This is a genomic window from Microbulbifer elongatus (genome assembly GCF_020524885.1).
Classification (GTDB): domain Bacteria; phylum Pseudomonadota; class Gammaproteobacteria; order Pseudomonadales; family Cellvibrionaceae; genus Microbulbifer; species Microbulbifer elongatus_A.
In genome coordinates this window covers 26,590-49,594 of sequence record NZ_JAIVKJ010000002.1, presented here as the reverse complement: position 1 = coordinate 49,594, position 23,005 = coordinate 26,590, and the positions used below count along the sequence as shown (strand labels likewise).

Annotated in this window: 16 protein-coding genes; 6 read left to right on the top strand and 10 right to left on the bottom strand. The window is 52.7% G+C overall.

Going from position 1 to position 23,005, the window contains the following annotated elements; all coding sequences use genetic code 11:
• Window positions 1–427 precede the first annotated feature (427 nt).
• From LC059_RS07545 to LC059_RS07515, 7 genes are all read right to left on the bottom strand, one after another.
• Complete coding sequence (locus LC059_RS07545) at window positions 428–3,160, bottom strand: G8 domain-containing protein (RefSeq protein WP_226703236.1); 2,733 nt, start codon at window positions 3,158–3,160, stop codon at window positions 428–430.
• A 24-nt stretch (window positions 3,161–3,184) separates the two neighbouring features.
• Window positions 3,185–3,928 carry a tyrosine-protein phosphatase gene (locus LC059_RS07540; RefSeq protein WP_226703235.1) on the bottom strand — a complete coding sequence of 248 codons (744 nt, stop codon included), beginning with the start codon at window positions 3,926–3,928 and terminating at the stop codon, window positions 3,185–3,187.
• Window positions 3,925–6,273: a GumC family protein gene (locus LC059_RS07535; protein ID WP_226703234.1), complete on the bottom strand. Its 2,349-nt coding sequence runs from the start codon at window positions 6,271–6,273 to the stop codon at window positions 3,925–3,927. Before LC059_RS07535 ends, LC059_RS07540 begins: the two co-directional genes overlap by 4 nt.
• Window positions 6,273–6,824 (bottom strand): polysaccharide biosynthesis/export family protein, encoded by a 552-nt coding sequence (locus tag LC059_RS07530; protein WP_226703233.1) that lies wholly within the window; start codon window positions 6,822–6,824, stop codon window positions 6,273–6,275. The genes LC059_RS07535 and LC059_RS07530 overlap by 1 nt, the downstream gene beginning before the upstream one ends.
• Before the next feature lie 73 nt (window positions 6,825–6,897).
• The gene (locus tag LC059_RS07525) at window positions 6,898–8,094 is read right to left on the bottom strand and encodes an outer membrane beta-barrel protein (protein WP_226703232.1); all 1,197 of its coding nucleotides are present in this window, start codon (window positions 8,092–8,094) and stop codon (window positions 6,898–6,900) included.
• Window positions 8,095–8,116: 22 nt separating this feature from the next.
• The gene (locus LC059_RS07520; protein ID WP_226703231.1) at window positions 8,117–9,526 is read right to left on the bottom strand and encodes an undecaprenyl-phosphate glucose phosphotransferase; all 1,410 of its coding nucleotides are present in this window, start codon (window positions 9,524–9,526) and stop codon (window positions 8,117–8,119) included.
• A 707-nt stretch (window positions 9,527–10,233) separates the two neighbouring features.
• Window positions 10,234–10,737 (bottom strand): hypothetical protein, encoded by a 504-nt coding sequence (locus tag LC059_RS07515; protein WP_226703230.1) that lies wholly within the window; start codon window positions 10,735–10,737, stop codon window positions 10,234–10,236.
• Between the two features lie 1,001 nt (window positions 10,738–11,738).
• Between LC059_RS07515 and LC059_RS07510 the strand changes: the two genes are divergently transcribed.
• The 4 genes from LC059_RS07510 (at window position 11,739) to LC059_RS07495 (ending at window position 17,150) form a co-directional block, all read left to right on the top strand.
• The gene (locus LC059_RS07510) at window positions 11,739–14,237 is read left to right on the top strand and encodes an Ig-like domain-containing protein (RefSeq protein WP_226703229.1); all 2,499 of its coding nucleotides are present in this window, start codon (window positions 11,739–11,741) and stop codon (window positions 14,235–14,237) included.
• 187 nt (window positions 14,238–14,424) lie between these two features.
• A complete protein-coding gene (gene hppD, locus LC059_RS07505) occupies window positions 14,425–15,519 on the top strand; it encodes a 4-hydroxyphenylpyruvate dioxygenase (protein ID WP_226703228.1) in 1,095 nt (364 codons plus the stop codon).
• A 47-nt stretch (window positions 15,520–15,566) separates the two neighbouring features.
• Window positions 15,567–16,115, top strand: coding sequence for a VOC family protein (locus LC059_RS07500; RefSeq protein ID WP_226703227.1), 549 nt, complete (start codon window positions 15,567–15,569; stop codon window positions 16,113–16,115).
• A gap of 27 nt (window positions 16,116–16,142) precedes the next feature.
• Complete coding sequence (locus LC059_RS07495; protein WP_226703226.1) at window positions 16,143–17,150, top strand: fumarylacetoacetate hydrolase family protein; 1,008 nt, start codon at window positions 16,143–16,145, stop codon at window positions 17,148–17,150.
• Window positions 17,151–17,215: 65 nt separating this feature from the next.
• Here the strand turns inward: LC059_RS07495 and LC059_RS07490 are convergent, their stop codons facing one another.
• Both LC059_RS07490 and LC059_RS07485 read right to left on the bottom strand, forming a co-directional pair.
• Window positions 17,216–18,067, bottom strand: coding sequence for a carbon-nitrogen hydrolase family protein (locus tag LC059_RS07490; protein ID WP_226703225.1), 852 nt, complete (start codon window positions 18,065–18,067; stop codon window positions 17,216–17,218).
• A 179-nt stretch (window positions 18,068–18,246) separates the two neighbouring features.
• The gene (locus LC059_RS07485) at window positions 18,247–19,311 is read right to left on the bottom strand and encodes a transporter (protein ID WP_226703224.1); all 1,065 of its coding nucleotides are present in this window, start codon (window positions 19,309–19,311) and stop codon (window positions 18,247–18,249) included.
• A 159-nt stretch (window positions 19,312–19,470) separates the two neighbouring features.
• Between LC059_RS07485 and LC059_RS07480 the strand changes: the two genes are divergently transcribed.
• Complete coding sequence (locus LC059_RS07480; protein WP_226703223.1) at window positions 19,471–20,265, top strand: SDR family NAD(P)-dependent oxidoreductase; 795 nt, start codon at window positions 19,471–19,473, stop codon at window positions 20,263–20,265.
• Window positions 20,266–20,436: 171 nt separating this feature from the next.
• Entirely contained in the window at window positions 20,437–22,176 is a 1,740-nt protein-coding gene (locus LC059_RS07475; protein ID WP_226703222.1) for a DUF885 domain-containing protein, read from the top strand.
• Between the two features lie 29 nt (window positions 22,177–22,205).
• Here LC059_RS07475 and LC059_RS07470 read toward each other — a convergent pair whose 3' ends face one another.
• Window positions 22,206–22,997 (bottom strand): CLCA_X family protein, encoded by a 792-nt coding sequence (locus LC059_RS07470; RefSeq protein WP_226703221.1) that lies wholly within the window; start codon window positions 22,995–22,997, stop codon window positions 22,206–22,208.
• Between the last annotated feature and the right edge of the window lie 8 nt (window positions 22,998–23,005).

Here is a 23,005-nt window from a genome sequence, read left to right as displayed (position 1 = left end):
TTAATGCGCGCATGGCAGCGTATTGGAAATGTTATATTCATCCGTGAATTAATCCTTCTTAAAGCGCTATTTTATCTCTGTTTAACTTTAGATGTAAATAATGATCAGTCATGACTCTAAGAAGCATAAATTACACTCAAGCGCTTTTACTGTATAACAACACTTGGGTCTTGGTTGAACCAAAATATAAGGGTTTTACAAACCGGTTTTTGAAAATAAAAGGGAGAGCACTTGATGATTTCGCGATCCTCTATCATATCCCTACCATAAATTTGTCTGTACCAAAATCAAGTGCCAGAAAATTTACAGAAGGAATGGCGTACTTCCGGCGATCCTTCGAGCTAAGAAACCTCTATGAAAATCAGTAAACATCTTCTTTTCAAGGGCATGCATCCAATTAAGCTTAAACTGAGCCACTTGATGGGGTTCAATTTTCTAAAACAGTTACTAGAAGAGTTGATTCAACAAAGTTTCCTTGTCGATCGCTAACCCAAAACTGTATTTTGTCTGTTCCTGAAAAACCAAGGTTGGGGCGATATACCAGCGTACCATCTTGATTACTAAATATGACGCCATGGCGAGGTTGTACAAGTCCATCAATTACAAGAATATCCCCATCCGGGTCCGTGTCATTCTTCAACACATCTATAACTACATCAAGCTCAAACCCCGTGTGTGCTTCATCGTCAACAACTTCTGGTGGGGCACTGTTCAAATTCAAGTTACCAACAAAGGTCGCATCGCTCCATGGGGAACCTGTCCTGTTGATAGCATCAACCACATCCGGGCCGAGACGGGTGGTCAGCCCCATTTTGTGAATGCGCCCAGTGGCTCTTTCGCTAAAGTACTGTTCGATAATGGTATAGGCTTCACCGTCGCTCGCTTCGTAGTAGCCCTCTTCTTGAAGGTGGCCAATCATATCCATTGCGGGCGTTCCCAGTTCATCTACCCCAGCAGGCAGGACATTTGAACCGATACTGTCTTGCTTACTACCACTGTAACTAACTCCTGCGCCGTGCAGGGTGGAAGGTGATAAGTATTCGAAGGGCTGGTTGTCATTTAGCTGTATATCGAAGCGCCCTGTAGAAAGCTCAGTACTGCTCAGAAATAGATCAGCCGTATCGCGCCCTACGTAGTCTGTCGTTGCTTCCTGGATATCATTGTCGATAAGTACATATTGGTCTTTGCCTTCCCATTCAGTTTCGGTATGGGTTTTGGTGAGGTGAATTCCTTCCGAAAATCGATGTATCTTACTGTTTCGAATTACCATATCACTGGAATTCTGACCGAGCTCAATACCAAACTGAGAATCTCGAAACGGCTCAGGCGTATTGCCAATAAGATCAAAATTTTCAAATAAATAGTGCGCGGTGTACTCTGCGGCTGCACCTGCCTCTACTTCCCATGCGGTAAAGTTGGACAGTACCGTGTATATATCGTGCTGCTGCATTGGGTTGGCTTTTACAACCCATAATCCGACTTGACAGGCGAACGCTTCGTTACCGTCGAAAGTGCGGATTGGGACGTCGTCCGGAGCTGCCAAAGAGCCATAGCCCAACGCTTCCGGCAGCATGTACTGCTGAGCCGGGAACCTGATCATTCCCTGCCCTCTGTGCAGGTACACAAAACCGTGATTCACGCTAGCGGCGATGTTGTCAAAACTGCGGACCATGCGACTTTGAAACCAGAACCCCTCACCAGTGCGGGCGATATCATAAGTTGCTACGTCGATACCATTTTTGGGGTTAAACTGATGCGTACCCTTTGCTTTCACAGCAATATTACGAATCCAGTCTCCGGTCTCATTTCCAGTCTCTGCCACAAAACCTGCACCAAAGGTATCGAAGCTCGAATTTTCATAAAAATTTGCATGACTGTCGTGGTGAACAAATCCCCAGCCCGGTGATCCTACGACCGAATTACCAATGGCAATTGCAGGATTTCTTGGGTTATTCAGGCCGGTCCTATGGAAATGGAAGGAATAGCGTCCCTGCACGTTACTAGTGGCGGTGACATTGTCCAGGTCATGGACGCTGAAACTGGGTAGTGATTTGTCGGTGCGACCCAATTGATTAAACGCTGCATAACGTACATCGACCTGATCGCTGTGCATAAACATCACATGTCCACGCTGGTGCACCGGTATACCAGCCGCGTTTACCGATTCAAATTGAATATTGCGGGTCAAGTTGACAATGTTGGTGTGAAGATCGTCGCGGGGAGTAAAGTGGTCGTACTCAAGTGGAAATGACAGGGTCACCAAGTTGCCGTTGATCTCTTTGATCGTGCGGAGTTCGTCCTGAGTGCCAAAATACAATTCCTCTCTAGCAACAGGATCCCAGTTCCAACCGGTATAGTAGGTTCCTGCAATCAACAATTCGTCACCGGCGTGCCAATTTTCCGGTGTTTCTGCTAGTACGAGAATCTCATCACCGCGCGCGGGATCCTCTGCTACTTTAAGGTGGCTGGTTTTCTTTGCGCCGTGTATTTCAGTGCCCCCATGGGCAATAAGCCCCCGGCTTAACAGTTGAGGGTCCCACTGTGTATCGATAGGACCACGGTCACTGAAAGCGATGACTACCTTACTTGTGTTCTCAATTGGTGCACTTTCGTTACCAATAATCAGTCGTCCACGTGGGTCAACAAATATGGTATCAGCGAGAAGATAACTTGGTGTGGACGGTGAGAAATTCAACGCGCCATCGATACGTAGGGTTTTCAAATCTGCATCGCTAACGGATGCGTAAGTGACAGTAATTCCTTCGGGTATCACAACGCGTGCATCAGTGCCGGGCACCTGTGCGTTATGCCAGATTGTATTGTCACACCACTCACCGTTACCAGTTGCAACATGGGTGGCGTCTTGGTGTTGAACCAAATTTAGCGCAGCCATATGCTCAGACATCATAGTACCGCTGTGATCTGGCATTTCTCCAGTAGTCATTTCAGGCAGAGGAATACTGGTGTCTGCAGTATTTGCGTGTTGCGTATTGCAGGTAATTTCAAATGGTACCGGATCCGGGCCGGGTTCAGGCTCTGGTGAGGGGGTAGGAGTGGTTTCCGGGGGTGGAGTAGGGTTATCACTATCGCTGCCACCGCCCGCACTACAGGCAATTAAACTAGCGCAGAGTAGGGATAGAAAAAAAAACTTGTGATACATGTAGGTCACTTCGGATTTGCGAATTCAGTGTTGTGTTGCTAGCCGGGAAAACTGACCGGCAGCTATACGACCGGGATTGTTGAGGACAAGATCCCAAGCTGACGATTCGCCGAGAATTTTTTCTGCAGCGCGTCGACCATCGCCCAAAATTGGCGGGCGGCGAACTGGATGGTGCGTGTCGGTCGCCATGACAGTTACCAACTCGGTTTTCAACAACTTCTCCGCGCAGCGCTGCACTGGCTCTCCGAAGGCTCCGGTAACAGAACCAGCAGTAATTTGAAATAGGCACCCCAGCCGCGCCAATGAAAATATCCGATTAAAATCCCGCAGAATACCTTTATTTCGCTCAGGATGGGCAATTAGTGGACGGATGTTGTTTTTTATTAGCCACGTCACAAAATGCTCGGCTTCTGGTGGCACCGTATGGTACGGGAGCTCCAAGAGAAGAACTCGCATGCCCTCCCAGGTCCCAAGAAACGGAATTCTTCTATCGCGAATCATGACGGGAATTTCACCTCCAATTCGCACTTCTGCTGCAAATCCAATTCGTAAAGGAATTCGTGCCACTGACAATGCATCACGCAAATCTAGAAATGCACGCTCAATGGAGGAGTAGTCATTCTGGTAGCGCCCTACATGTATATGGGGCGTCATAACAGCATGGGTTACGCCCTGAGCTACCGACATTTGTGCTAGTGTCAGCGCCTGTTGAAGATCTTTTGCTCCGTCGTCGACTCCAGGTAGCAGGTGGCAGTGGAGGTCGATCATGCAATCTCGAGCGCTTCCTGCTGGCATTTTACGTTTTTACCTTGAACTGAGTTGACAAAGTCATCGTTATCGATTTCCTGACCGTAGCCATATTGTCCGCCGTAATATCCGTAATACTCTTCTGAGCGGGCCGCCTTGGAGTTGATGTCCACCTGGTTCAGAATGACGCCGTCTATCTGGATACCCACTTGCGAGAGGCGATCAATACCTCGTTGAATGACTTTCTTACGTGTAGAGCCTGATTTGACGACATAAAGCGTCGAGTCGGCGATGCGTGAGATCATGAGCGCGTCGCTGACTGCATTGACGGGGGCTGTATCAATAATGATCCGGTCGTAATGCTTGGCGAGCAATTTCACACTGTTTGTAAAGCGCAATGAATTCAACACCTGCTGTGCATCCGGCGGTATCGGTCCTGATGCGATTACATCCAGTCCGCTCGCTTTGTCGCGATAGACACAGTCTTTTTCACTGTGGGTTCCAGCGATTAAATTGGTCAGCCCGGGGCGCCCCTGTGGTAGATCAAACTCTTTACCCACGGAAGGACGACGCAAATCTGCATCTATCAGCAATACCCTTTCTCCTTGAGCAAGGGCAAAGGCAAGACTGATAGAAAGGGTGGTTTTACCCTCGCTTGGCACCGATGAAGTAATTGAGATGATTTTCGCGGGTGCATCCAGATGAGAAAGGACCAGACTAGTCCGGAGTGTTTTTATCGCCTCACTGAATTGATATTGCTTTCGATCAAAGTAAGATCTTGCCTTGATCCTGGTGTTGGATTTTCGGTTTCCAGTTAGCGGGATCAAACCAAACATTTTTTGTCTGAGCAGTAATTCCACATCGTCCGGGTTTCGGATGTTATCTTGTAGTAGCTCAAGTAGAAGTACGCCGAAACAGGCAAACAGTAAGCCCGCCACGGCAGCGGCAGCGGTAACCAGAGCAATTCTATTGTCGAGAGGCTTAATCGGAGCTGCGGCAGGGTCTGCCAGACGTGCACTGTTAGAATCGAAACCTGTGCCCTGAGAAGTCTCGCGTGCACGGGTCAAAAACGTATTGTAAAGCTCGCGATTAATTTCTACCTGACGTTCCAGCTCAGAGTATTCGATTTCCTGTTGAGATATTGCCTGAAACTCACTCTTAACACGATCGACTTCAGTCTCTAATCCGGCGACTCTGGCTTGGGCAGCCTCGTATTGACCGACAATAACCTGCGATACCTCGCCAATTTCAATAAATAGACGGTTATCCAGCCCATCCAGTTCATTATTAGCAGCGATCATAAGTGGGTGTTTAGGGCCGTAGCGCAATTGCAGGTCGGAAATCTGACGCTGAATATTGGCCTGCTGCTGACGAATACCCTGGATTGTTGGGTGGCTTTGAACCTGGGGTAACATCAGCAGTGCTTCAGCGTCACCGTTTTTGCGGCGGACCAGTTGATAATTAGTGGTAACCAGCTGTAGTTCACGCTTGGCTTCAAGCAACTGGGTAGTAACGTCGTTTAGTTCCTGAGTGGCCAGGCCACGTACACCATCGAGGTCCACGAGGTTATTTTCCCGCTGGAAGTCGTGCAGTGCACGTTCGGAAGTTTCAAGGTTCTTACGCAACGTATCGAGGCGCTCGTCCAGCCAGTCCGCTGCTTTTGATGTGACCTCTTTTTTGGTTTCTGTCTGACTTAGCAAATACTCTTGTGCAAGACCGTTGGCAATCTCGGCAGAGAGTGTTGCGGAGTAAGATTCATAGCTAATTTTGATCAGCTGTGTGCCGCGAACTTGTTCGACCACTAAATAATGCGCCATGTAATCAGTGAGGGCGGTATTTGTTGGTATAGAATCGGCCTCAACGGATGGCTCGGTGCTGTTGGCAACGGAGTTGTCATCTTCTTCACTTGCTGGTGTTGTAGCCTCAGCTGCCAGTGGTGCCTCGATAACTTCGCCGGGCATGACATCTTCGCCACCCGTAAACAGTCCAAGCAGAGGGTTTTGGGGTGCGTTGAGTGACTCCCGGGAAAGGTCCAAGCGGCGAATGACGCGCGCGATGAGCTGGCGGGATTTGAGGATCTCCGCCTGAGTCTGCAAGTAATCTCGGTTTTCCGGCCCGTCTTCCACTACCTCACGTATTTCGGTGATATTTGCTCGGCCAGTTTCAAAACTGATTGTTGCGGTAGCGGTATAACGTTTTGGCTGTATAGACATCACTGCTGCGCCGAGCAGGGCAAATACTAGCGTGGTAACCAAGATGGTCGCTTTGTGTAACCACAGCAAGCGCAGGTATTTTTGCAGGTCCAGGTATTCTTCCTGGGGCAGCATGTCGTGGCGCGCATGTTGTGGTGAAGATGGAATATTCATCAGAAAAACCTCTGCTCAACCGTGACGATATCACCCGGTCTGAGTTGGGTGTTGAGATCTACTTTTAGACGCTGTTGTTCGCCATCTGTCTCTCGAGTGATATAAATTTTGTCTTTTGAAGCACGCTCGGTGAATCCCTGGGCCAGCGCAGCCGCTTTTACGATGGTCAGCCCTGGCTGAAAAGCGTATCCGCCGGGCACCTGAACCTCGCCGTCGATAAAAAATGGGCGGTACTGCTCGATAGAAATTTGAACAATGGGGTTGACGAGGTAGTCACCTTTTAGCGCAGTGGTTATTGCTTTTTTCAAGCCTCCGATGGTCATGCCGGTCACCTGTAGCTCGCCAATATACGGGTAGTTGATAACACCGTTATCCCCAATATGGGTATTCACGTTGAGTTCATTTTCACCGTAAACAAGAATTTCAATCTGATCACCGGGGCCCAGCTGATAGTCATAACTGCTAAAGGTTTGCGCTATCAGGCTATTGCTGGAGAGCAATGCTAACAAGAGGGTTGTCAATACATGAAGGCGCAAGTATAGATTTCTCATGAGGCCTGCTAGTAATTTGGTGCTTATTGTGCCGTTGACGAATGTTTTCTGCATATTCATTGATGGAGATGACTTACATGGTCAGGGTCAAGCCGATAAACGACACGTTTTTGTTGAAATTCATGCGGTCAAGCGTGGATTCCTGATTCTGGTGTGTAAAGCCAGCAGAAAAGCTCAGCCCGGGGCGTGCTTGGTAATTTACCGTCAGGCCTGAGGTCTGGTTATGATCCTGCTGTTCGATTCCGTAGTGATCGTTGCGGCGGTCAGCATGGCTGAGGCTGGTGGAAAAACGCCTGCTCCAGGCATGGTTCCAGGTAATACTATTGGTTCTAGCATCGATAAAATCACTAAGTCCACGGGGCTCGTCGGTACTGCGCTGACTGGACAGTGAGATGGTGCTATAGCTCAGGGGCGACCAGGACATATTCAGTTGCCATGTGGGGCCAACAAAGTTCGCCCGCCCGCTGTGGTCAAAATCCTTATGTCGTTCGCCCACTCGCAGACTGAAGTCGGTCTTGGCACTACTCCATTCTATGCCTGCGAGATAGTCGGTCTCTCGATTGTCCAGGCCCCTTGCAGAGTCAGTCGGTCCCTCCGCAACCTGAAAGGCGAAATCGATATTGCTGTAATCCACCTGTGTAATCAGTGTCGTGCGTGCACCGATGCGATAGCCGGCTGAAAAACTACCGAATTCACTGGTACGGTCTCGGCCGGCCTGGTCCAGTAGTATGTCGTAAACACGACTGTCGGTACCCAGGCTCAACTCAAATACCAACGGGTTATTTTCCGGGCGGTACTCGATACCTGTTCTCAAGTCGCGATCGATAAATTCATCGGGTCCATCCAGTTCATTGCCGATGCCTTCGGAAAAGCCTGTGCCTCGATCCTCATGGCCTCGTATCCAGCTACCGTTCATCGATACACTTGTACCGCTGGTGAGTTCAACTCTCGCAGAGGCCTCTGCGCGGTAGTCCACATAATCATCACGTTGGCTGTTGAGGTATTTCCCGGATTCGGAGCTCAACCGCAGTGAATAAAAATCGATTTCGTTGTCTGTAGCGAATTCCAGTGCGGGGCTCACGGTGGTCAACCAGCTTTCGATCGCATCATCGGCTGAGTTGGTCACGTTATCATCGTAACTGACACTGCTGTCCATTGAGGGGGTGAGATCGATGCCCCAGGGAAGTGCAATGGGCGCGGCGACGACTGACGTGGACCCCAAAGCGAAGGACACTCCCACCAGGCTGATATGTTTGTCGAATTTGTTCATCTCTCTTCCCCCAGCGCCACTTTTAATAGGCGTTCTTGGAAACAAAGCCCCGAAATACTGTAAGGAACAGAATGCGCAGATCCAGGAAGATCGACCAGTTTCTGATGTAGTGCAGATCGTATTCGATACGCTTGCTCATCTTGTCCAGTGTGTCGGTCTCACCGCGCCATCCGTTGATCTGTGCCCAGCCCGTGATACCCGGCTTGACCTTGTGGCGCAGCATGTAGCCGTTGATTAACTGCCGATACTCCTCGTTGTGGGCGACCGCGTGCGGTCGAGGCCCGACGATCGACATCCGGCCTTGCAGTACATTGAAGAGCTGCGGCAGCTCATCTAGAGAGGTGCGCCGGATAAAGCCACCGAATGGCGTAATACGAGCATCATTTTTGGTGGCCTGACGCACCTTGGGGCCGTTGTCCTGTGTCACCATCGAGCGGAACTTCCAAACATCGATGGTGCGGCCGTCCAGCCCATAACGACGCTGCTTGAACAGGATTGGCCCGGGTGAGGACAGGCAAACTCCAGCAGCGACAACGAGCATCACGGGCGAGAGAAGTGAGATGATGATGCTTCCCAGCACCAGATCTTCCAGACGCTTTAGCCAGTTATTGAAGCCCTCAATTGGGGTGTCATAAATACTGAGCAGGTTGCTTTGGCCCACCTGGTGCCAGCGCGCGTGTAGCATATTAGCGACAAAGAAGTCGGGCAGAATATGCACCGTGGCGGTCGTATCGGCGAAGCGAGCCAAAATTTCACCGATCAGGTCTTCTTCGCGCATGGGGAGTGCGATATACACCAGGTCGAGTTCACCCGCCCGCGCCGCGGCCACTGCCTGATCTACATTGCCGAGTACTTCCGCCGCAGCGGCGCGTGGGTGCTCGGATGAAAGCTCAGACGCCTCAGCAGCGCGGAAAAAGCCGCGTACGTGAATGCCGAGTTGTGGGTTGGAGGCGAAATCTTGCTGCAGACGCAAGCCGGAATCGGTAACGCCTATAATGACGGCCGGCCGGGTATTTTTGCCGTGGACGCGCAAGTAGAAAAGGATCTGACGAAGGCTAAATCGCCAAAAGTTGAGTAGCAGCAATGTGCTGACAAACCAGGTGCCCATGACCAAGCGTGAGTAGTCTTCGCCCACTTTGGCAAAGTAACCGATCAGCAATAGTACGGAGCATACGGAAGACCACGCAAGGACCGTCTTGCCGCACATCTTCAAGTAGGAGTCCACCCGCCAAGAGCGGTAAAGCTCAAATGACTCAGAAAGGAAGGCAAAGAACACGGAGGCCAACAAACCGGCAATTAGCCAGTCTTTCGTTAGGCTGTGCCCCAGAGCGTAAAGACATACGCCAAGTACACTTAAAATCAGTAAAATATCCAGTAGGCGATAATAGGCTATCAGCCTGCTGCGATGAACACGAATCCATCCTTGGTGCATTTCCCCACTCCCTTGGGTAAGTACGCATCATCCGCTGATGCGTATACTGTAAGACTGCTCATGCAATTGGCGCACCAAACTCCGATTTTCGTTGTTGGCGGCCTATCCCACTCGACAAAGCAAATCCAGCTAAGGTTCGAAGGGGCATACAATACGCAGAACCAAAATAAATTTATGGTTTGGTGACAAGGTTCACCAAAATTTTTAAATCCCCGATTGTTTTCTCAGTGCGCTTGGTCTATATGTCGAAAATTTTATAGCAACGAAAATAATGCGCAACTAAAATTTGGCACCTTCCCTTTCAAGCTCTTCAGGTGAATTAAGGAAAGGCTAATTCCCCGCCGCCTAAGTGCTCCACTATGTTGCCCGTCGTGTATTGCTATCATGTAGTCGCTGATTTTCACCATTCAGTCACGACACGCTTAGCCCCAAGCGCGCTGGAGGAAAATTTCTATTTCGCCCAGAATCAGGTACAAACTGGCTATATTTTCGCGCCAATTTAATCGGCGCTCATCTCATAAAGATCGGGTGTGCCACAGTAGGAAAAACGTAAGGTGTCGAAGAATGCACAAGGAGGTTGACTGTTCGCTTGTCGGCCGCCCTCCCTGATAAAAGCTCGAGAAGCTTGCGGGATCTTCTCTCCGCCTTCATTTTGCGCTCTGCCGAGAAGCTCCAGAAAGCCCGGGGGCTCCGACGTGCTATGGCGGTCACGCAAGGGCCGGCTCTTCGGTTGTTTGAGTGGTTTCTCGCTTGCTGGGCTGCGGCTCAGGGGACCACTCCGCTGGCATCATTGAGAAGTCTGTTAGCGTTGACGTGTCTTTGGAGTCGCGGGCGTCTTCGATACGCTGGTAAAAGTTCTTGCCGGTGTTTTGCGGCACATCGGTATTCACCTCTTTGCCCTTCGCTCCGCCCCGGGGGCGTTCGATATATTCCGGAAAGGACATCTCAGCGGCGTCTTGCTTAGCATATCCCTTGCCGAACAGCTGCTTGAGCGTGCCGAAACCATCGTCGTTGACCAGCTGCCTACCACGCAGATTGGTGCCTAGGCTCATGGCGTGGTCAACGAAGTTTTCGAGGCTGGGTGTATCAAATGCGATATGCTGGACGCTGTGGCGATTGACGAAGGCCGATACCTGGCTGGTTTTGGCGCGGTCTATGCCTTCGACTAGTACCATGCCAAAATTTTTGAAGTCGATACACCAAAGCTTCATACTGCTGTTGGAATCTTCCGGGCGAACGTCATCGATGCGCTTTGTCAGGGTGCCACCTTCCCCTTCAATGTGATACCAGCCTCACTTCTCTATCATGCCTTCCGCAACGGCGTACGTAATGTGATCTACGCGATTTATCTTAGACATTCCTTGTCACCTAGTTTTGCGTTTCGTGCAATTCGTATCATATTTTTCGCGACACGGTCAACAAAGTTGGCGCTCGCTTCTTTATTTGGCGCAGTATTCTTCGTAATGGCCCAGCTGCAATAGAGTCTCGGCGATTTTTGTGTGTGCGCCTTTGCCAAAACGTATGCTCTTTATTATTTCACGGTCGTTTAAATATGTTTTCCGAGGATCTAAGCGCTGAAAACACCCAGGTGAACCTCCGCTTTTCTACTTATTTGATCCCAAAAATGTGACTGGAGTCGGCTCCTTGAATTTTCGGCAGCTACTGGAACCTGTGTTTTTGTGTACCTGAGATACACCGAATAGGCTTACTGCGACTACGACTTCTCGGAAATTTCCGGGAATGCCATCAGAAAAAAAATAATGAATATGAAGACAATTTAAGGACTTAAAGGAATATAAGGAATATAGAGGTTTGAGGTATGAGGTACGCAATCGGGATGTCGCACAGGGAATTACTTTCAGAAAAACGTACAGAGCGCATCCGAACATTTTCACTGATTTTTCTTCTTTTGGCCTGTTTGATTTTGTTGAGCGGTTGCCCTAGCGGGAGGGACAGTGGCTCAGGTCGCCAGCCGCCCTTGAAAGATCCCGCCCCTCCACACGAGCTCGTCCCGGAAGTGCCTCCAGAACCGGCACACCAACCGGAACCAAAAGTGTTTCCAGATCCGGAACCCGAACCGGAACCAAAAGTGTCTCTAGAGCCAGAGCCGGAGTCAAAGCCAGAGCCCTCGGATAGTACTGCCTGCCTAGCTCCTGGCGAGAGTATTGACCCTGAGGGTAGTTATCCACTGCCGGCCTTGGAAGAGGGGCCTATGCCGAACCACCGCGGATCACTGATGGAAGAGCACATGGCGTCGCTGGCGCTGGTGGAATATACACAGGCCACCCACGTTGCAGTGGACGACGGAGATTGGTGTAATCCAGAGATATGGCATAACAAGTCAGTGCCCGGTATCGGTGCAAGAGTAGTTGTGCGCGAGGGGGTAAAGGTTACCTATAACTTGGATGTGGATGCGAAGCTGCATACTGTGAGGGTTGACGGCACCCTGCGTTTCGCCACCGATCGCACAACACAAATGGTGTTCGATACATTTTACCTCGCTGGTGGCGGCACATTGGAAATTGGTAGCCGCGCAGAGCCGTTACCGCACCAATTCAGTGCTCGAATGATTATCGCCGCCAATGGAAATATCGATACATCCTGGGATCCTTTACTATTGAGCCGCGGCATCATCGCTCACGGTAACACGCGTATACACGGTGCAATAAAAACACCGCATATGAAGGTGCAGAGTGATCCCCGCAGTGGCGATGAATTTTTACTGATGGAGGCAGAGCCGGATAACTGGCGAGTGGGTGACCGCCTGATAGTTGCTGGTAGCCGATATTCTGGCTGGAAGTGGGATCCCAACATATCGGACGCTGCTTATCATGGCAGCCAGGATGAGGTAAGGACTATCTTGCAGATAGTGGGTAATCGCATCACACTCGACGCCCCCCTCGAGCTGGATCATCTCTCCCCGCGCGCGGATCTAAAAATTTCGGTGGCAAATATGACTCGTAATGTCACTGTCGCCAGCGAAAACGGCGCACAGCTTCCAGCTCACCAGCGGGGCCACGTAATGTTTATGCACAGCCAGCAGGTAGACGTGCGCTATGCCGCTTTCGATGAGCTGGGTCGCACAGACAAATCGGTGGTCAGCTTTGATGTAGGGGAGCTGGACCCGGTGTTACCGGACAGTAATGTGCGGGGTCGCTATAGCTTTCATTTTCACCGAACCGGTACTAGCGACCAACGCAACCCCGCCATCGCTATTGGTAATGCGGTATTCCGCTCGCCGGGCTGGGGCTATGTGCATCATGACAGTCACGCTTCACTAATAGCTAATGTCAGCTTCGATACTTTTGGCGCGGGGTTTGTAGCGGAAACCGGGAATGAAACTGGCGAATGGCGAAATAATATAGCGATTCGAGCGGAGGGCAACCGGTCGATAAACCCGAAAAACGGTTCTGACGTCCAGGCCTTCGACATCGCTCGCAGCGGTTCCGGTTTCTGGTTTCAGGGGCGTATGGTGCGCACTTTCGATAACGTCGCTGCCAGTGTGAACCACGGCTTTGTTTACTTCCACCGCGGCACCGGCATGCTGAAAATCCCTCCAGAGCGTTTTATGTTGCCTGAAGCACTTGGTCTCGGGCAAGACGCTACCGCTGACGATGTTCCCATTCGCGACTTCGATGGTAATGAGGCATTCGCTTCTACTGTCGGTCTGGTGGTGGTTAAAGCCAACACGTTGCAGCAGCACGATGTGTACACCGTGCTCAGCAACTTTACCGCTTGGGAGGTGCGCGTCGGTGCACTGATTGAATATACCGCCCACTACCTGATACGAAACTTCGATCTGATTGGTAGCACCCCGGAGTCCTACCGCAGCCCACTCCACGGTATTGAACTGGGGGTGAACACTTCAGATATGGTCGTGCGAAATGCTCTTATTCAGGGTTTTCCTGAGGGGGTGATTCTCAGTAAAGAGCACACCAGTAACGAACCCACAGGCAAGGATCAGCTGGTCGTAATTGGGGGAAAGTATATCGAGGTCGAAACCGAGTTGGTGGACTTTGACCCGGAAATGGATTTGATTCTGACTGATGACGCGCTGGAGCCCGGCCGTTTTAACCTTTCTTTAGAGGAACCTTTCGAGTACTTGAGCCCCTCTACCCTCGCTTTCGCCGGCGTTGACTACCAGGGTAAAAAAATCGACAGCGTTGGCGAGGCTCCACTCCCCTCAGGTGTCGATACCCTTGGTACCCCGGTGTTCGATATGATCGCCATTCTCGAAAAGGACGGCTACTTCAGTGCCGCCAATGGCGACTCCTATGCTGTCGTGGAGCAGTATTTCAGCGACCGAGCCACCGGTGAAATCCACAAATATGGCCTGAAAACCCGCCTTGGCCCCGATGTAGAAGTCGCTATGCAGAATAGTGGTGGACCCTGGGGAGGTGCCGTATACGGCGGCCCAATCAACCTGGACAGCCAGCCGCCTGCGGCCGCAGATGACACCTTCACCACTCAGGCGGGCCAGCCCATCACCTTCGATCTGCTGGCCAACGATACCGACCCGGATGGAGACCCCCTGGCCATCGATGGCCTGTTACAGCCCCGCAATGGCCAGGTCCATATCAATAGTGATGGCACCATCACATACGTTCCCGCCCTGTTCACCAGCGGTGATGACGCCTTCTATTACTGGGCAGCGGATGGGCAGGGCAACTTTTCCAAGGCCCGTGTCCGGATAACTGTGACAAGTTCATAAGCGATTTCTTCGCAAAATGTGCGCGGGCACCGGTATCTGGTGCCGCGCACTACACTTCAGCCGATACCGCCTCTTGACATTAGTTACACGCGTAACTAAATTCGTTGCACCTGAAACCACCCTGGACCTCCGCCGCCACAAGCCGCGTCGATGGTCGCGATAACGAATCCTATATAAGGAGGATCACATGGCCGATTTATTTGAGAACCCGATGGGCCTGGACGGCTTTGAATTCGTGGAATTCACCGCGCCGGAAAAGGGCATTCTGGAAACCGTGTTCGAGGCCATGGGCTTCACCAAGGTGGCGCGTCACCGTACAAAAGACGTGGAGCTGTGGCGTCAGGGTGACATCAATTTCATCACAAACTATGAGAAGGGCAGCCACGCCGACTACTACGCTCGCGAGCACGGTCCGTCCGCATGCGGCCTCGCATTTCGTGTGAAAGATGCCACTTTTGCCTATAACGAAGCGCTCAAGAAGGGCGCACAGCCGGTAGAAGTGGAAACCGGCCCGATGGAACTGCGCCTGCCGGCGATCAAGGGTATTGGCGGTGCTACCCTGTACCTGATCGACCGCTATAAAGAAGGCGAGAGCATCTACGATATCGACTTCCACTGGCTGGAAGGCGTGGACAAGCATCCGGAAGGCTGTGGCTTCCACACCCTGGACCATCTGACTCACAACGTGTATCGCGGTCGTATGGACTACTGGGCCAAGTATTACGAAGACCTGTTCAACTTCCGTGAGATCCGCTATTTCGATATCAAGGGCGAGTACACCGGTCTGCTGTCCAAGGCCATGACTGCGCCAGACGGCAAGATCCGTATCCCGCTGAACGAAGAGGCAGCCGGTGGCGGCGGCCAGATCGAAGAGTTCCTGATGAAGTACAACGGCGAAGGCATCCAGCACATTGCGTTCGCGTGTGACGATCTAGTGGCCTGTTGGGACCGTCTGAAGAAGCAGGGTATGGAATTCATGACCCCGCCTCCGGAAACCTATTACGAAATGCTGGAAGAGCGTCTCCCCGGCCACGGCGAGCCCACCGATGAGCTGAAAAAGCGCGGTCTGCTGCTGGACGGCACCACTGAAGGTGGCCAGCCGCGCCTGCTGCTTCAGATCTTCTCTGCCAACATGCTGGGCCCGGTATTCTTCGAGTTCATCCAGCGCAAGGAAGACGAAGGTTTTGGTGAGGGCAATTTCAAGGCGCTGTTCGAATCCATCGAGCGCGACCAGCTGAAGCGCGGTGTGATCGGCAAAAAAGGTGAGGAAGACGCTGCCTGACCGGCGTCATCTTTCAATAAAGCCTGAATAAAAGCCTGGAGGCCTACATGGCTATTCAAAGAATCCACCACGTGGCCTACCGCTGCCGCGATGCCAAGGAAACCGTGGAGTTTTACCGCGATCTTCTGGGCATGGAATTCCAGCTCGCCATTGCCGAAGACAAGGTGCCCTCTACGGGGGCACCTGACCCGTACATGCACGTTTTCCTCGACGCGGGGCAGGGCAATGTACTGGCGTTCTTCGAGCTGCCAAATTCCCCGGACATGGGCCGCGATGAAAATACTCCCCAGTGGGTGCAGCATATCGCGATGGAAGTGGAAAGTATGGACGAGCTGCTCGCAATGAAGCAGAAGCTCGAAAACGCTGGCATTGATGTGTTAGGTCCCACCGACCACACCATCTTCAAGTCCATCTATTTCTTCGACCCGAACGGACACCGTATCGAACTCGCCGCCAATACCGCCAAGCCCGGTATGCACAAAGAGTTGAAGCGTGTCGCCGAAGACATGCTGGAAGAGTGGTCCCGCACCAAGAAAGCCCCACGCCACGCGGCCTGGATGCACGGTGAGGAAGAGTTCAAGGCACTCGATCCGTAACAACAAATCAATTGAGAGGAAGGCACAGTGAAGTTAGCCAGCCTGAAATCCGGCCGCGATGGCCAGCTTGTAGTAGTCAGCGACGATCTGAACCGCATGGCATCCGCAGCCGAAATAGCCCCGACCCTGCAAAGCGCACTGGACGACTGGGCGGAGAAGTCCGCACAACTTGAAGCGCTGCAGGCAAAACTCAATAGTGGCGAAATTGAGGGTGAAGCCTTCGACCAGGGCAAGTGCCACTCGCCGCTACCGCGTGCCTACCACTGGGCCGATGGCAGCGCCTACGTGAATCATGTGGAGCTGGTGCGCAAGGCGCGCAACGCGGAAATGCCGGAAAGCTTCTGGACTGACCCACTGATGTATCAGGGCGGTTCCGATACCTTCCTGGCCCCGCGCGAGCCGGTAAAAATGCCACAGTCCGAAGGCTTTGGTATCGACTTTGAGGCGGAAATTGCGGTTATTACCGATGATGTCCCCATGGGTGTTTCTCCCGAGGATGCCTTGCAGCACATCAAATTGGTGATGCTGGTAAACGACGTTTCCCTGCGCGGCCTGATTCCCAACGAACTGGGTAAAGGGTTCGGTTTCTACCAGTCCAAACCTTCCAGCGCTTTCTCTCCCGTGTGCGTCACCCCGGCGCAACTGGGCGACAGCTGGAAAGAGGGCAAGCTGCACCTGCCGCTGGTGTCTGAACTGAACGGTGAAAAATTTGGCGAGCCAAATGCGGGTGTGGACATGACCTTCCACTTTGGCCAGCTGATCGCCCACGCTGCCAAAACTCGCCCACTCGGCGCGGGTACCATTATCGGTTCCGGCACCGTATCGAACAAACTCGACGGTGGCCCCGGCAAACCGGTGAAAGAGGGTGGCGTTGGCTACAGCTGTATTGCTGAAATTCGCATGATTGAAACTATTCAGGAAGGCAAACCCAGCACTTCCTTTATGCAGTTCGGCGACAAGATTGCGATTGAGATGTTGGATCAAAAAGGCCAGTCCATCTTCGGGCGCATCGAGCAAACGGTGGAGCAGAGCTGACACCACCATATTGTTCGCAGATAAAAAGGCCACCGATCGGTGGCCTTTTTTATTGGTGGTAATTTTTAGAGTCGGCGCATGGATAGCAGCGGCATGCTTCGCCGTACTTTTGTCAGCTTTTCTGCGCTGAGCGTGGCTATAATCACCGCTTCACCCTCGTCCGCCTCGGCAAGTACCTCTCCCCAGGGATCGATAATCGCCGAGTGACCCCAGGTGCGTCTTTTTGCAGAGTGTTCACCACCCTGGTTTGCCGCTATCACAAAGCATCCATTCTCGATCGCACGCGCGCGTAACAGCGTCATCCAGTGCGCCTTTCCTGTGGTGTGGGTAAATGCCGCAGGCACGGTAAGTATTTCTGCCCCATTTCCTGCTAGCTGACGATAGAGCTCGGGAAAGCGCAGGTCAAAACAGATGCTCAGTCCGACTTGCCCCCAGGGCGTCGCAACAACTTCCGTCTGTTCACCCGGCTCGATACTGGCGGATTCCCGATAGCGACCGGCGGTATCGTCGACGTCCACATCGAAAAGGTGAATCTTGTCGTAGCGTGCCCGCAGCATACCCCGGTCATCGTATACAAGGCTGGCAGAGCGAGTGCGCTGGTTGCTAACGGGGGTGCCATCCCCTCTTTCAAGTAGGGGCACGGCACCGGCAATTAGCCAGATGCCGAACTCCGCTGCCCAGCTGTGCAGCGCGCACTGAATGGGGTACTGGGAGGATGGGGGGGCAACCGCATCGGCGAAGGGCTCAGCGGCAGAAACACTGCCGCCATCGGCGAGATGCGCAAAATTTTCCGGGAGGAGTACCAGCTTCGCACCACCTGTGGCTGCTTCGCGTACAAGTTCATATGCTTGGGCAAGATTTTCATCCACACGCTCGCCGCTTACCATCTGTACCGCGGCCACACATACATCCTTCATTGTTTGCTTCCCCGTTTACGCTGACGACTGTGCTTGAACAGACGATTATCGGTATCCTGGAGATCGCTAACAAGTGACCGCTAAACCCGAATCGAATAATAGTGCGTAGATTAAAAATACTTGAGCGCAAAAAAGCCACCGCAACAGGTGGCTTTGTTGATGCTCAAATTCAACTGAAGTTACTTTTGCTTGCCAGTTCCAAGCTGGTACACAAACTTGAACCAGAAGTAATCTCCTTCCGTGGTGTTTTTGGTGTCCAGTTGCGGCAGCCAGCGAAATTCCATCACGATATTGTCTTTTCCCATCGGCAGCATGTAGCCAACTGTTGGACCGATACCGGCGGATTTTGTGCGAAATGCGCCAACGACAGGCCTTTGATTGCGGTCATCGCCAATCTGGTTAAGCAGAAATGCATTGACTCCCACGGTGACAAAACCGTCCCCCGCTTTCATCATCTGCTGCAAGCTACCATCGAAATGTAAAAGTCGCCCGCTGCGGTAGTCGGTATCCGAATTCTCCTCATTCATCATGAGACCGGTGAACAGTGTGGCGTTAAATCCGGTCTCCATATTGGCATACGAGATACCCACGGTAGGGTCGACCGCCCAGTAATTCAGTCCCGGATTGGCGAGACGTCCGAGCTTGTAGTCGCCCGTTGGTGCATGCACAGGTAGAAGTGCGTTGTATTGCCAGTTTCCGTCCACCCAGGCCATCATTAGCGGCATGAGTGTGGTGTCGCCGAGACCGGATGCGGAATCGTTCCGTCGAAAGGAGCCCAGGCTGCTATCGAGCCGGGCGGTTACATCCACGTCTACCCAGGAACCATAGAGCCCGGCCGTATACTTTGCTCCGAGCACTGTGTTTTCAAATGTGTAGAGCGCACCGGGTACAAAAGCGTTGATGTCGACGTCAATACCAGCGGTAATCAGACCAGCAACCTCTACCGAGACGTCGGTGCTCAACTCACCGCTGTAACTCATTAGCATCGGCTCGAATACCCAGCCAGTCTGTACTGGTGCGCGGTCAATCAGTGTCGCCACGGTGCCGGGCACGTAGTAACCGATGCCGCCTTCTGTGGCCTTCGCTGACACTGAACCTAGCGTTGTCAAAATTATCGCGGCAAAGGCCACTGGCAATCGTATGCCCGCGACCTGAGAAAAATTACCTAAGAACACGACGTTAGCTCCTTCCAGGATCTTCTTAACTTCCTGTATTTCGTGTTTCAGTGTAGATGCCAGATCCATCACTGCTCGTCCCAGTCGCTGCGGCGAGGTAACGTGCGACAGCAGCAGTGGTCTGATTCGGATGGTGCTGGCAATCCCGGCACCTAACCTCGTGACCCTGCCGTCATCTCACCTTCGATACTACCCTTCCCCGACGTATTTACGGCACCAGGAAAACTTATGGACCTGCAGCTGGCTGACAAGCTTGTATTTATCAGTGGTTCTACCAAGGGCATAGGAAGGGCCATAGCGGAAACGTTGTTGCAGGAGGGCGCAAGAGTGATCGTAAATGGACGCTCCGGAACCGCTGATGCGACAAGCGACATGTCGGGACCGGGGGAGGTTATCCCCATTGACGGTGACCTGTCACGGGCGGAAGATGCCGCTCGCCTCTGTAGTGAGATCGACAAGATTGGCCCTCTCCATGTGCTGGTCAATAACATGGGAATTTTCAACCCGGCGGCCTTTGATGAGATTGCGGATGAAGAGTGGCAGCGTTTTTTTGATATCAACGTGCTGAGTACCGTACGCCTGTGTCGCCACTTCTTTCCGCGGATGCGTGAACAGGAGTTCGGCCGCATTATCAACATCGCCAGCGAGGCAGGTATGCGAGGGCTGGAAAGCATGGTGCATTACTCCATGACCAAAGGCGCACAGATTGTTATCGGTCGCGGTCTTGCCAACCTGACCAAGGGCTGTGGCCGCAATGTCACGGTGAATTCGGTGTTACCCGGTCCGACCCTCACAGAAGGGGTAAGCCAGTGGCTGAAAGAGAGCGCTGAGGCTCAGGGAAAGTCCGAATCGGAGTTCGTGGCCGAGTTCTTCAAAGAAACCGAGCCCGATTCATTGCTGCAGCGCTTTATCCGCCCCGAAGAAATAGCGTCCGTCGTCGCGTTTATTGCATCGCCGTTGAGTGCGGCCATCAATGGCGCCAGCATCAAGGCGGAAGGTGGCCTGATCAAGAGCATTGTTTGAACAAGCACCTATAGCCTAATTACTATTTGAGAGCGCCGCGCCTAAGCTTCGGTGCTGAAGATCCTGTGTCGTGATATTGTACCGGTGACGTCAGATCATCCAGAGTACCCCGGTATGTGCTTTTTTCTCCCGCATGTAATGCGACATTCCCATCGGCTGGTTCTTTCAGCTTTGTTCATCCTGCTCGCCGTCTCGCCCTACAGCCAGGCTGAGACTACCGGTGCGCAACTGCAGAAGGTCATCGATGACCACTGGGAGTACTACCTGCGGGAAAACCCTACCGATGCGAGTCGAATGGCGGATAAGCGCTACAACGATCGCCTACCCGGTGTATCGGAAAAAGACCGCGCCCGCCGGTTGGCGGCAGAGAAAGCGTTTGTCCTTCGTCTACAGGAGATTGACCGGAATTCATTAACGCCCGACGAGCGGGTTAACCGGGACCTGCTGCTGTGGGTACTGAATAACTCCATAGAATCTAATGAGCTGTATCTGGATCGCATTCCGGTCAACACCTTTTACAGTTTCTGGAACACGGCGCTGAGCGCGAGTCGCGGTTTGAATATGCCGCAGGTTTCTGACTATCAGGATTACATCAAGCGGCTCGAGGATATTGGCCGCTATTTCGATGAAAACATCGCAAATATGCGTGCTGGTATCGATGATGGATTTGTTTTGCCAAAAATCGTTGTGGAGGGGATCGCACCAACCGTACGCGCTCAGGTCCATGACGACGCAGAGAAAAGCAGTCTGTATGAGCCTTTTGAGAAATTCCCCGAGAGCTTTTCTTCGGCCGAGAAACAAGAGATAGAAACTGCAGGTAAAAAAGCCATACAGGAGCATGCAATTCCCGCCTTTGATCGGGTGGCCAGCTTTCTGGAAGGGGAGTATATGCAGGCTGCCAGCGACTCCCTCGCTGCAGAAGATCTCCCGGGAGGCGGCGACTATTATCGCCACGCCATCCGCACCTACATGACCATGGATATGGACCCGGCTGAAATCCACAAGACAGGCCTCGCGGAAGTAAAACGAATCCGCAGTGAGATGAACGCGCTGGTCAAGAAGGTCAACGAAGAAACCGACTTCAATGGTGACTTTGAAGCGTTTACCAAGTTCCTGCGTACCGACCCCCGGTTTTATGCAAAGACACCGCGGGAGCTGCTGAAGGAGGCTTCGTATATCGCCAAGCGTATCGACTATCGCCTGCCGGAATTCTTCGGCACGCTGCCGCGGCTGCCCTATGGGGTGGTGCCAGTGCCGGATGAAATTGCTCCCAACTACACCACCGCCTCCTACAACCCGGCGGCCATTGGTGGTAATCGCGGTGGCGCCTACTGGCTGAATACCCATGCGCTGGATCAGCGCCCCATGTATGAACTGGTGGCGCTAACCCTGCACGAGGCAGCACCGGGCCACCACCTGCAAGGGGCCCTTTCCCTGGAGCTGGAAAATGTGCCCAAGTTCCGCCGGAACCTGTATCTGAGCGCCTACGGTGAAGGTTGGGCGCTGTATACGGAACGTCTCGGTGTGGAAATGGGTGTTTATGAAGATGACTACCAGCAGTTTGGTCGTCTTAGCTATGAAATGTGGCGCGCCGCCCGCCTGGTGATCGATACCGGAATCCACTCACAGGGCTGGACGCGGCAGCAGGCACTGGACTATCTGTCGGACAATACATCACTGTCCGAAGCGAATGTGCGCGCGGAAGTAGACCGCTATATCTCCTGGCCCGGACAAGCGCTGTCTTACAAAATGGGTGAGATAAAAATCCGTGCACTGCGCGCGAAAGCCGAGCAGGCGCTGGGCAACCAGTTCGATCTGCGTGCTTTCCACGACGCGGTACTGGCCAATGGAGCCTTGCCGATGGATATGCTGGAAGTGCAGATGGATGAGTTTATTGCCGCGTCAAAATAGCGAACTGTCCAGCGGAAACATTCCACTGCTCAGCGAGATTGCGCGCTCAGTGCGCGCCCCAAAGCGAGAAAATATCGGGAAAAGGCCCCGTTGATTCGCTGCCTGTGTTCACCGCGGGGGTAGAGTCCCAGCTTTGCCTCTTCGGTCACCTTGGTGCCGGAGACCAGAAAATTATTCGAAATTGCCGAGTCCTGTACAAAAGCTTCGAAAGCGCGCGCACACATTTCTGCTGGGTCTGCGTAGTAGATGCAGCCATTGGCCTTGTCCGCCGCTTTCGAAGCCCGGAACATCTCGCTGGGGTTTTCACCGCTGTCGTCCAGCATCACAGTGCGAAAACAGGCAAATAGCAGATCGTTGATCGGGTGGGGAACCGGAGTGGCATCCCGCAGCCAGGCTTCCGATGCAAACATATTGCCGGGCGCGTCGCTGAAGGCCTTGTCGGCCAGATAGTGGTCCAGGGCGTGAAACCACTCGTGGGCGATGGCGCCCGGGCCGGCGTTCTTGGCCAGGGCGAAGGTGCGGGTGCCTGGCTCGTAGTGGGCGGAGATACCCGGGCGGCCACCACTGCCGTATTGAAACGCGAGCGTACCGCGCAGGGATACCAGTAATTCGCGGCCCTGAAGTATGGTCATCAGGTCCACCAGAGCATCGTAAAACAGCCCTGCGGCGCGCGCCTTTTCCGCTTCCGTCACCCAGCGTCCAATTTTGATGCCGCGAAAGTCAAATCGCTTGCGCACATCGACAAAGCTGACGTCTTCCCGCAGATTCTGTGCTGTGCGCTGGTGTGGGCTGCGACGATAGAATTTTCGGTCTAATACCATGGCCTTTG

Excerpts from the sequence above, each read along its gene's own strand:
- LC059_RS07545 (WP_226703236.1), bottom strand. The coding sequence starts at position 3,160 with ATGTATCACAAGTTTTTTTTTCTATCCCTACTCTGCGCTAGTTTAATT.
- LC059_RS07540 (WP_226703235.1), bottom strand. The coding sequence starts at position 3,928 with ATGATCGACCTCCACTGCCACCTGCTACCTGGAGTCGACGACGGAGCA.
- LC059_RS07535 (WP_226703234.1), bottom strand. The coding sequence starts at position 6,273 with ATGAATATTCCATCTTCACCACAACATGCGCGCCACGACATGCTGCCC.
- LC059_RS07530 (WP_226703233.1), bottom strand. The coding sequence starts at position 6,824 with ATGAGAAATCTATACTTGCGCCTTCATGTATTGACAACCCTCTTGTTA.
- LC059_RS07525 (WP_226703232.1), bottom strand. The coding sequence starts at position 8,094 with ATGAACAAATTCGACAAACATATCAGCCTGGTGGGAGTGTCCTTCGCT.
- LC059_RS07520 (WP_226703231.1), bottom strand. The coding sequence starts at position 9,526 with ATGCACCAAGGATGGATTCGTGTTCATCGCAGCAGGCTGATAGCCTAT.
- LC059_RS07515 (WP_226703230.1), bottom strand. The coding sequence starts at position 10,737 with ATGAAGCTTTGGTGTATCGACTTCAAAAATTTTGGCATGGTACTAGTC.
- LC059_RS07510 (WP_226703229.1), top strand. The coding sequence starts at position 11,739 with ATGCCGAACCACCGCGGATCACTGATGGAAGAGCACATGGCGTCGCTG.
- hppD (WP_226703228.1), top strand. The coding sequence starts at position 14,425 with ATGGCCGATTTATTTGAGAACCCGATGGGCCTGGACGGCTTTGAATTC.
- LC059_RS07500 (WP_226703227.1), top strand. The coding sequence starts at position 15,567 with ATGGCTATTCAAAGAATCCACCACGTGGCCTACCGCTGCCGCGATGCC.
- LC059_RS07490 (WP_226703225.1), bottom strand. The coding sequence starts at position 18,067 with ATGAAGGATGTATGTGTGGCCGCGGTACAGATGGTAAGCGGCGAGCGT.
- LC059_RS07485 (WP_226703224.1), bottom strand. The coding sequence starts at position 19,311 with ATGGATCTGGCATCTACACTGAAACACGAAATACAGGAAGTTAAGAAG.
- LC059_RS07480 (WP_226703223.1), top strand. The coding sequence starts at position 19,471 with ATGGACCTGCAGCTGGCTGACAAGCTTGTATTTATCAGTGGTTCTACC.
- LC059_RS07470 (WP_226703221.1), bottom strand. The coding sequence starts at position 22,997 with ATGGTATTAGACCGAAAATTCTATCGTCGCAGCCCACACCAGCGCACA.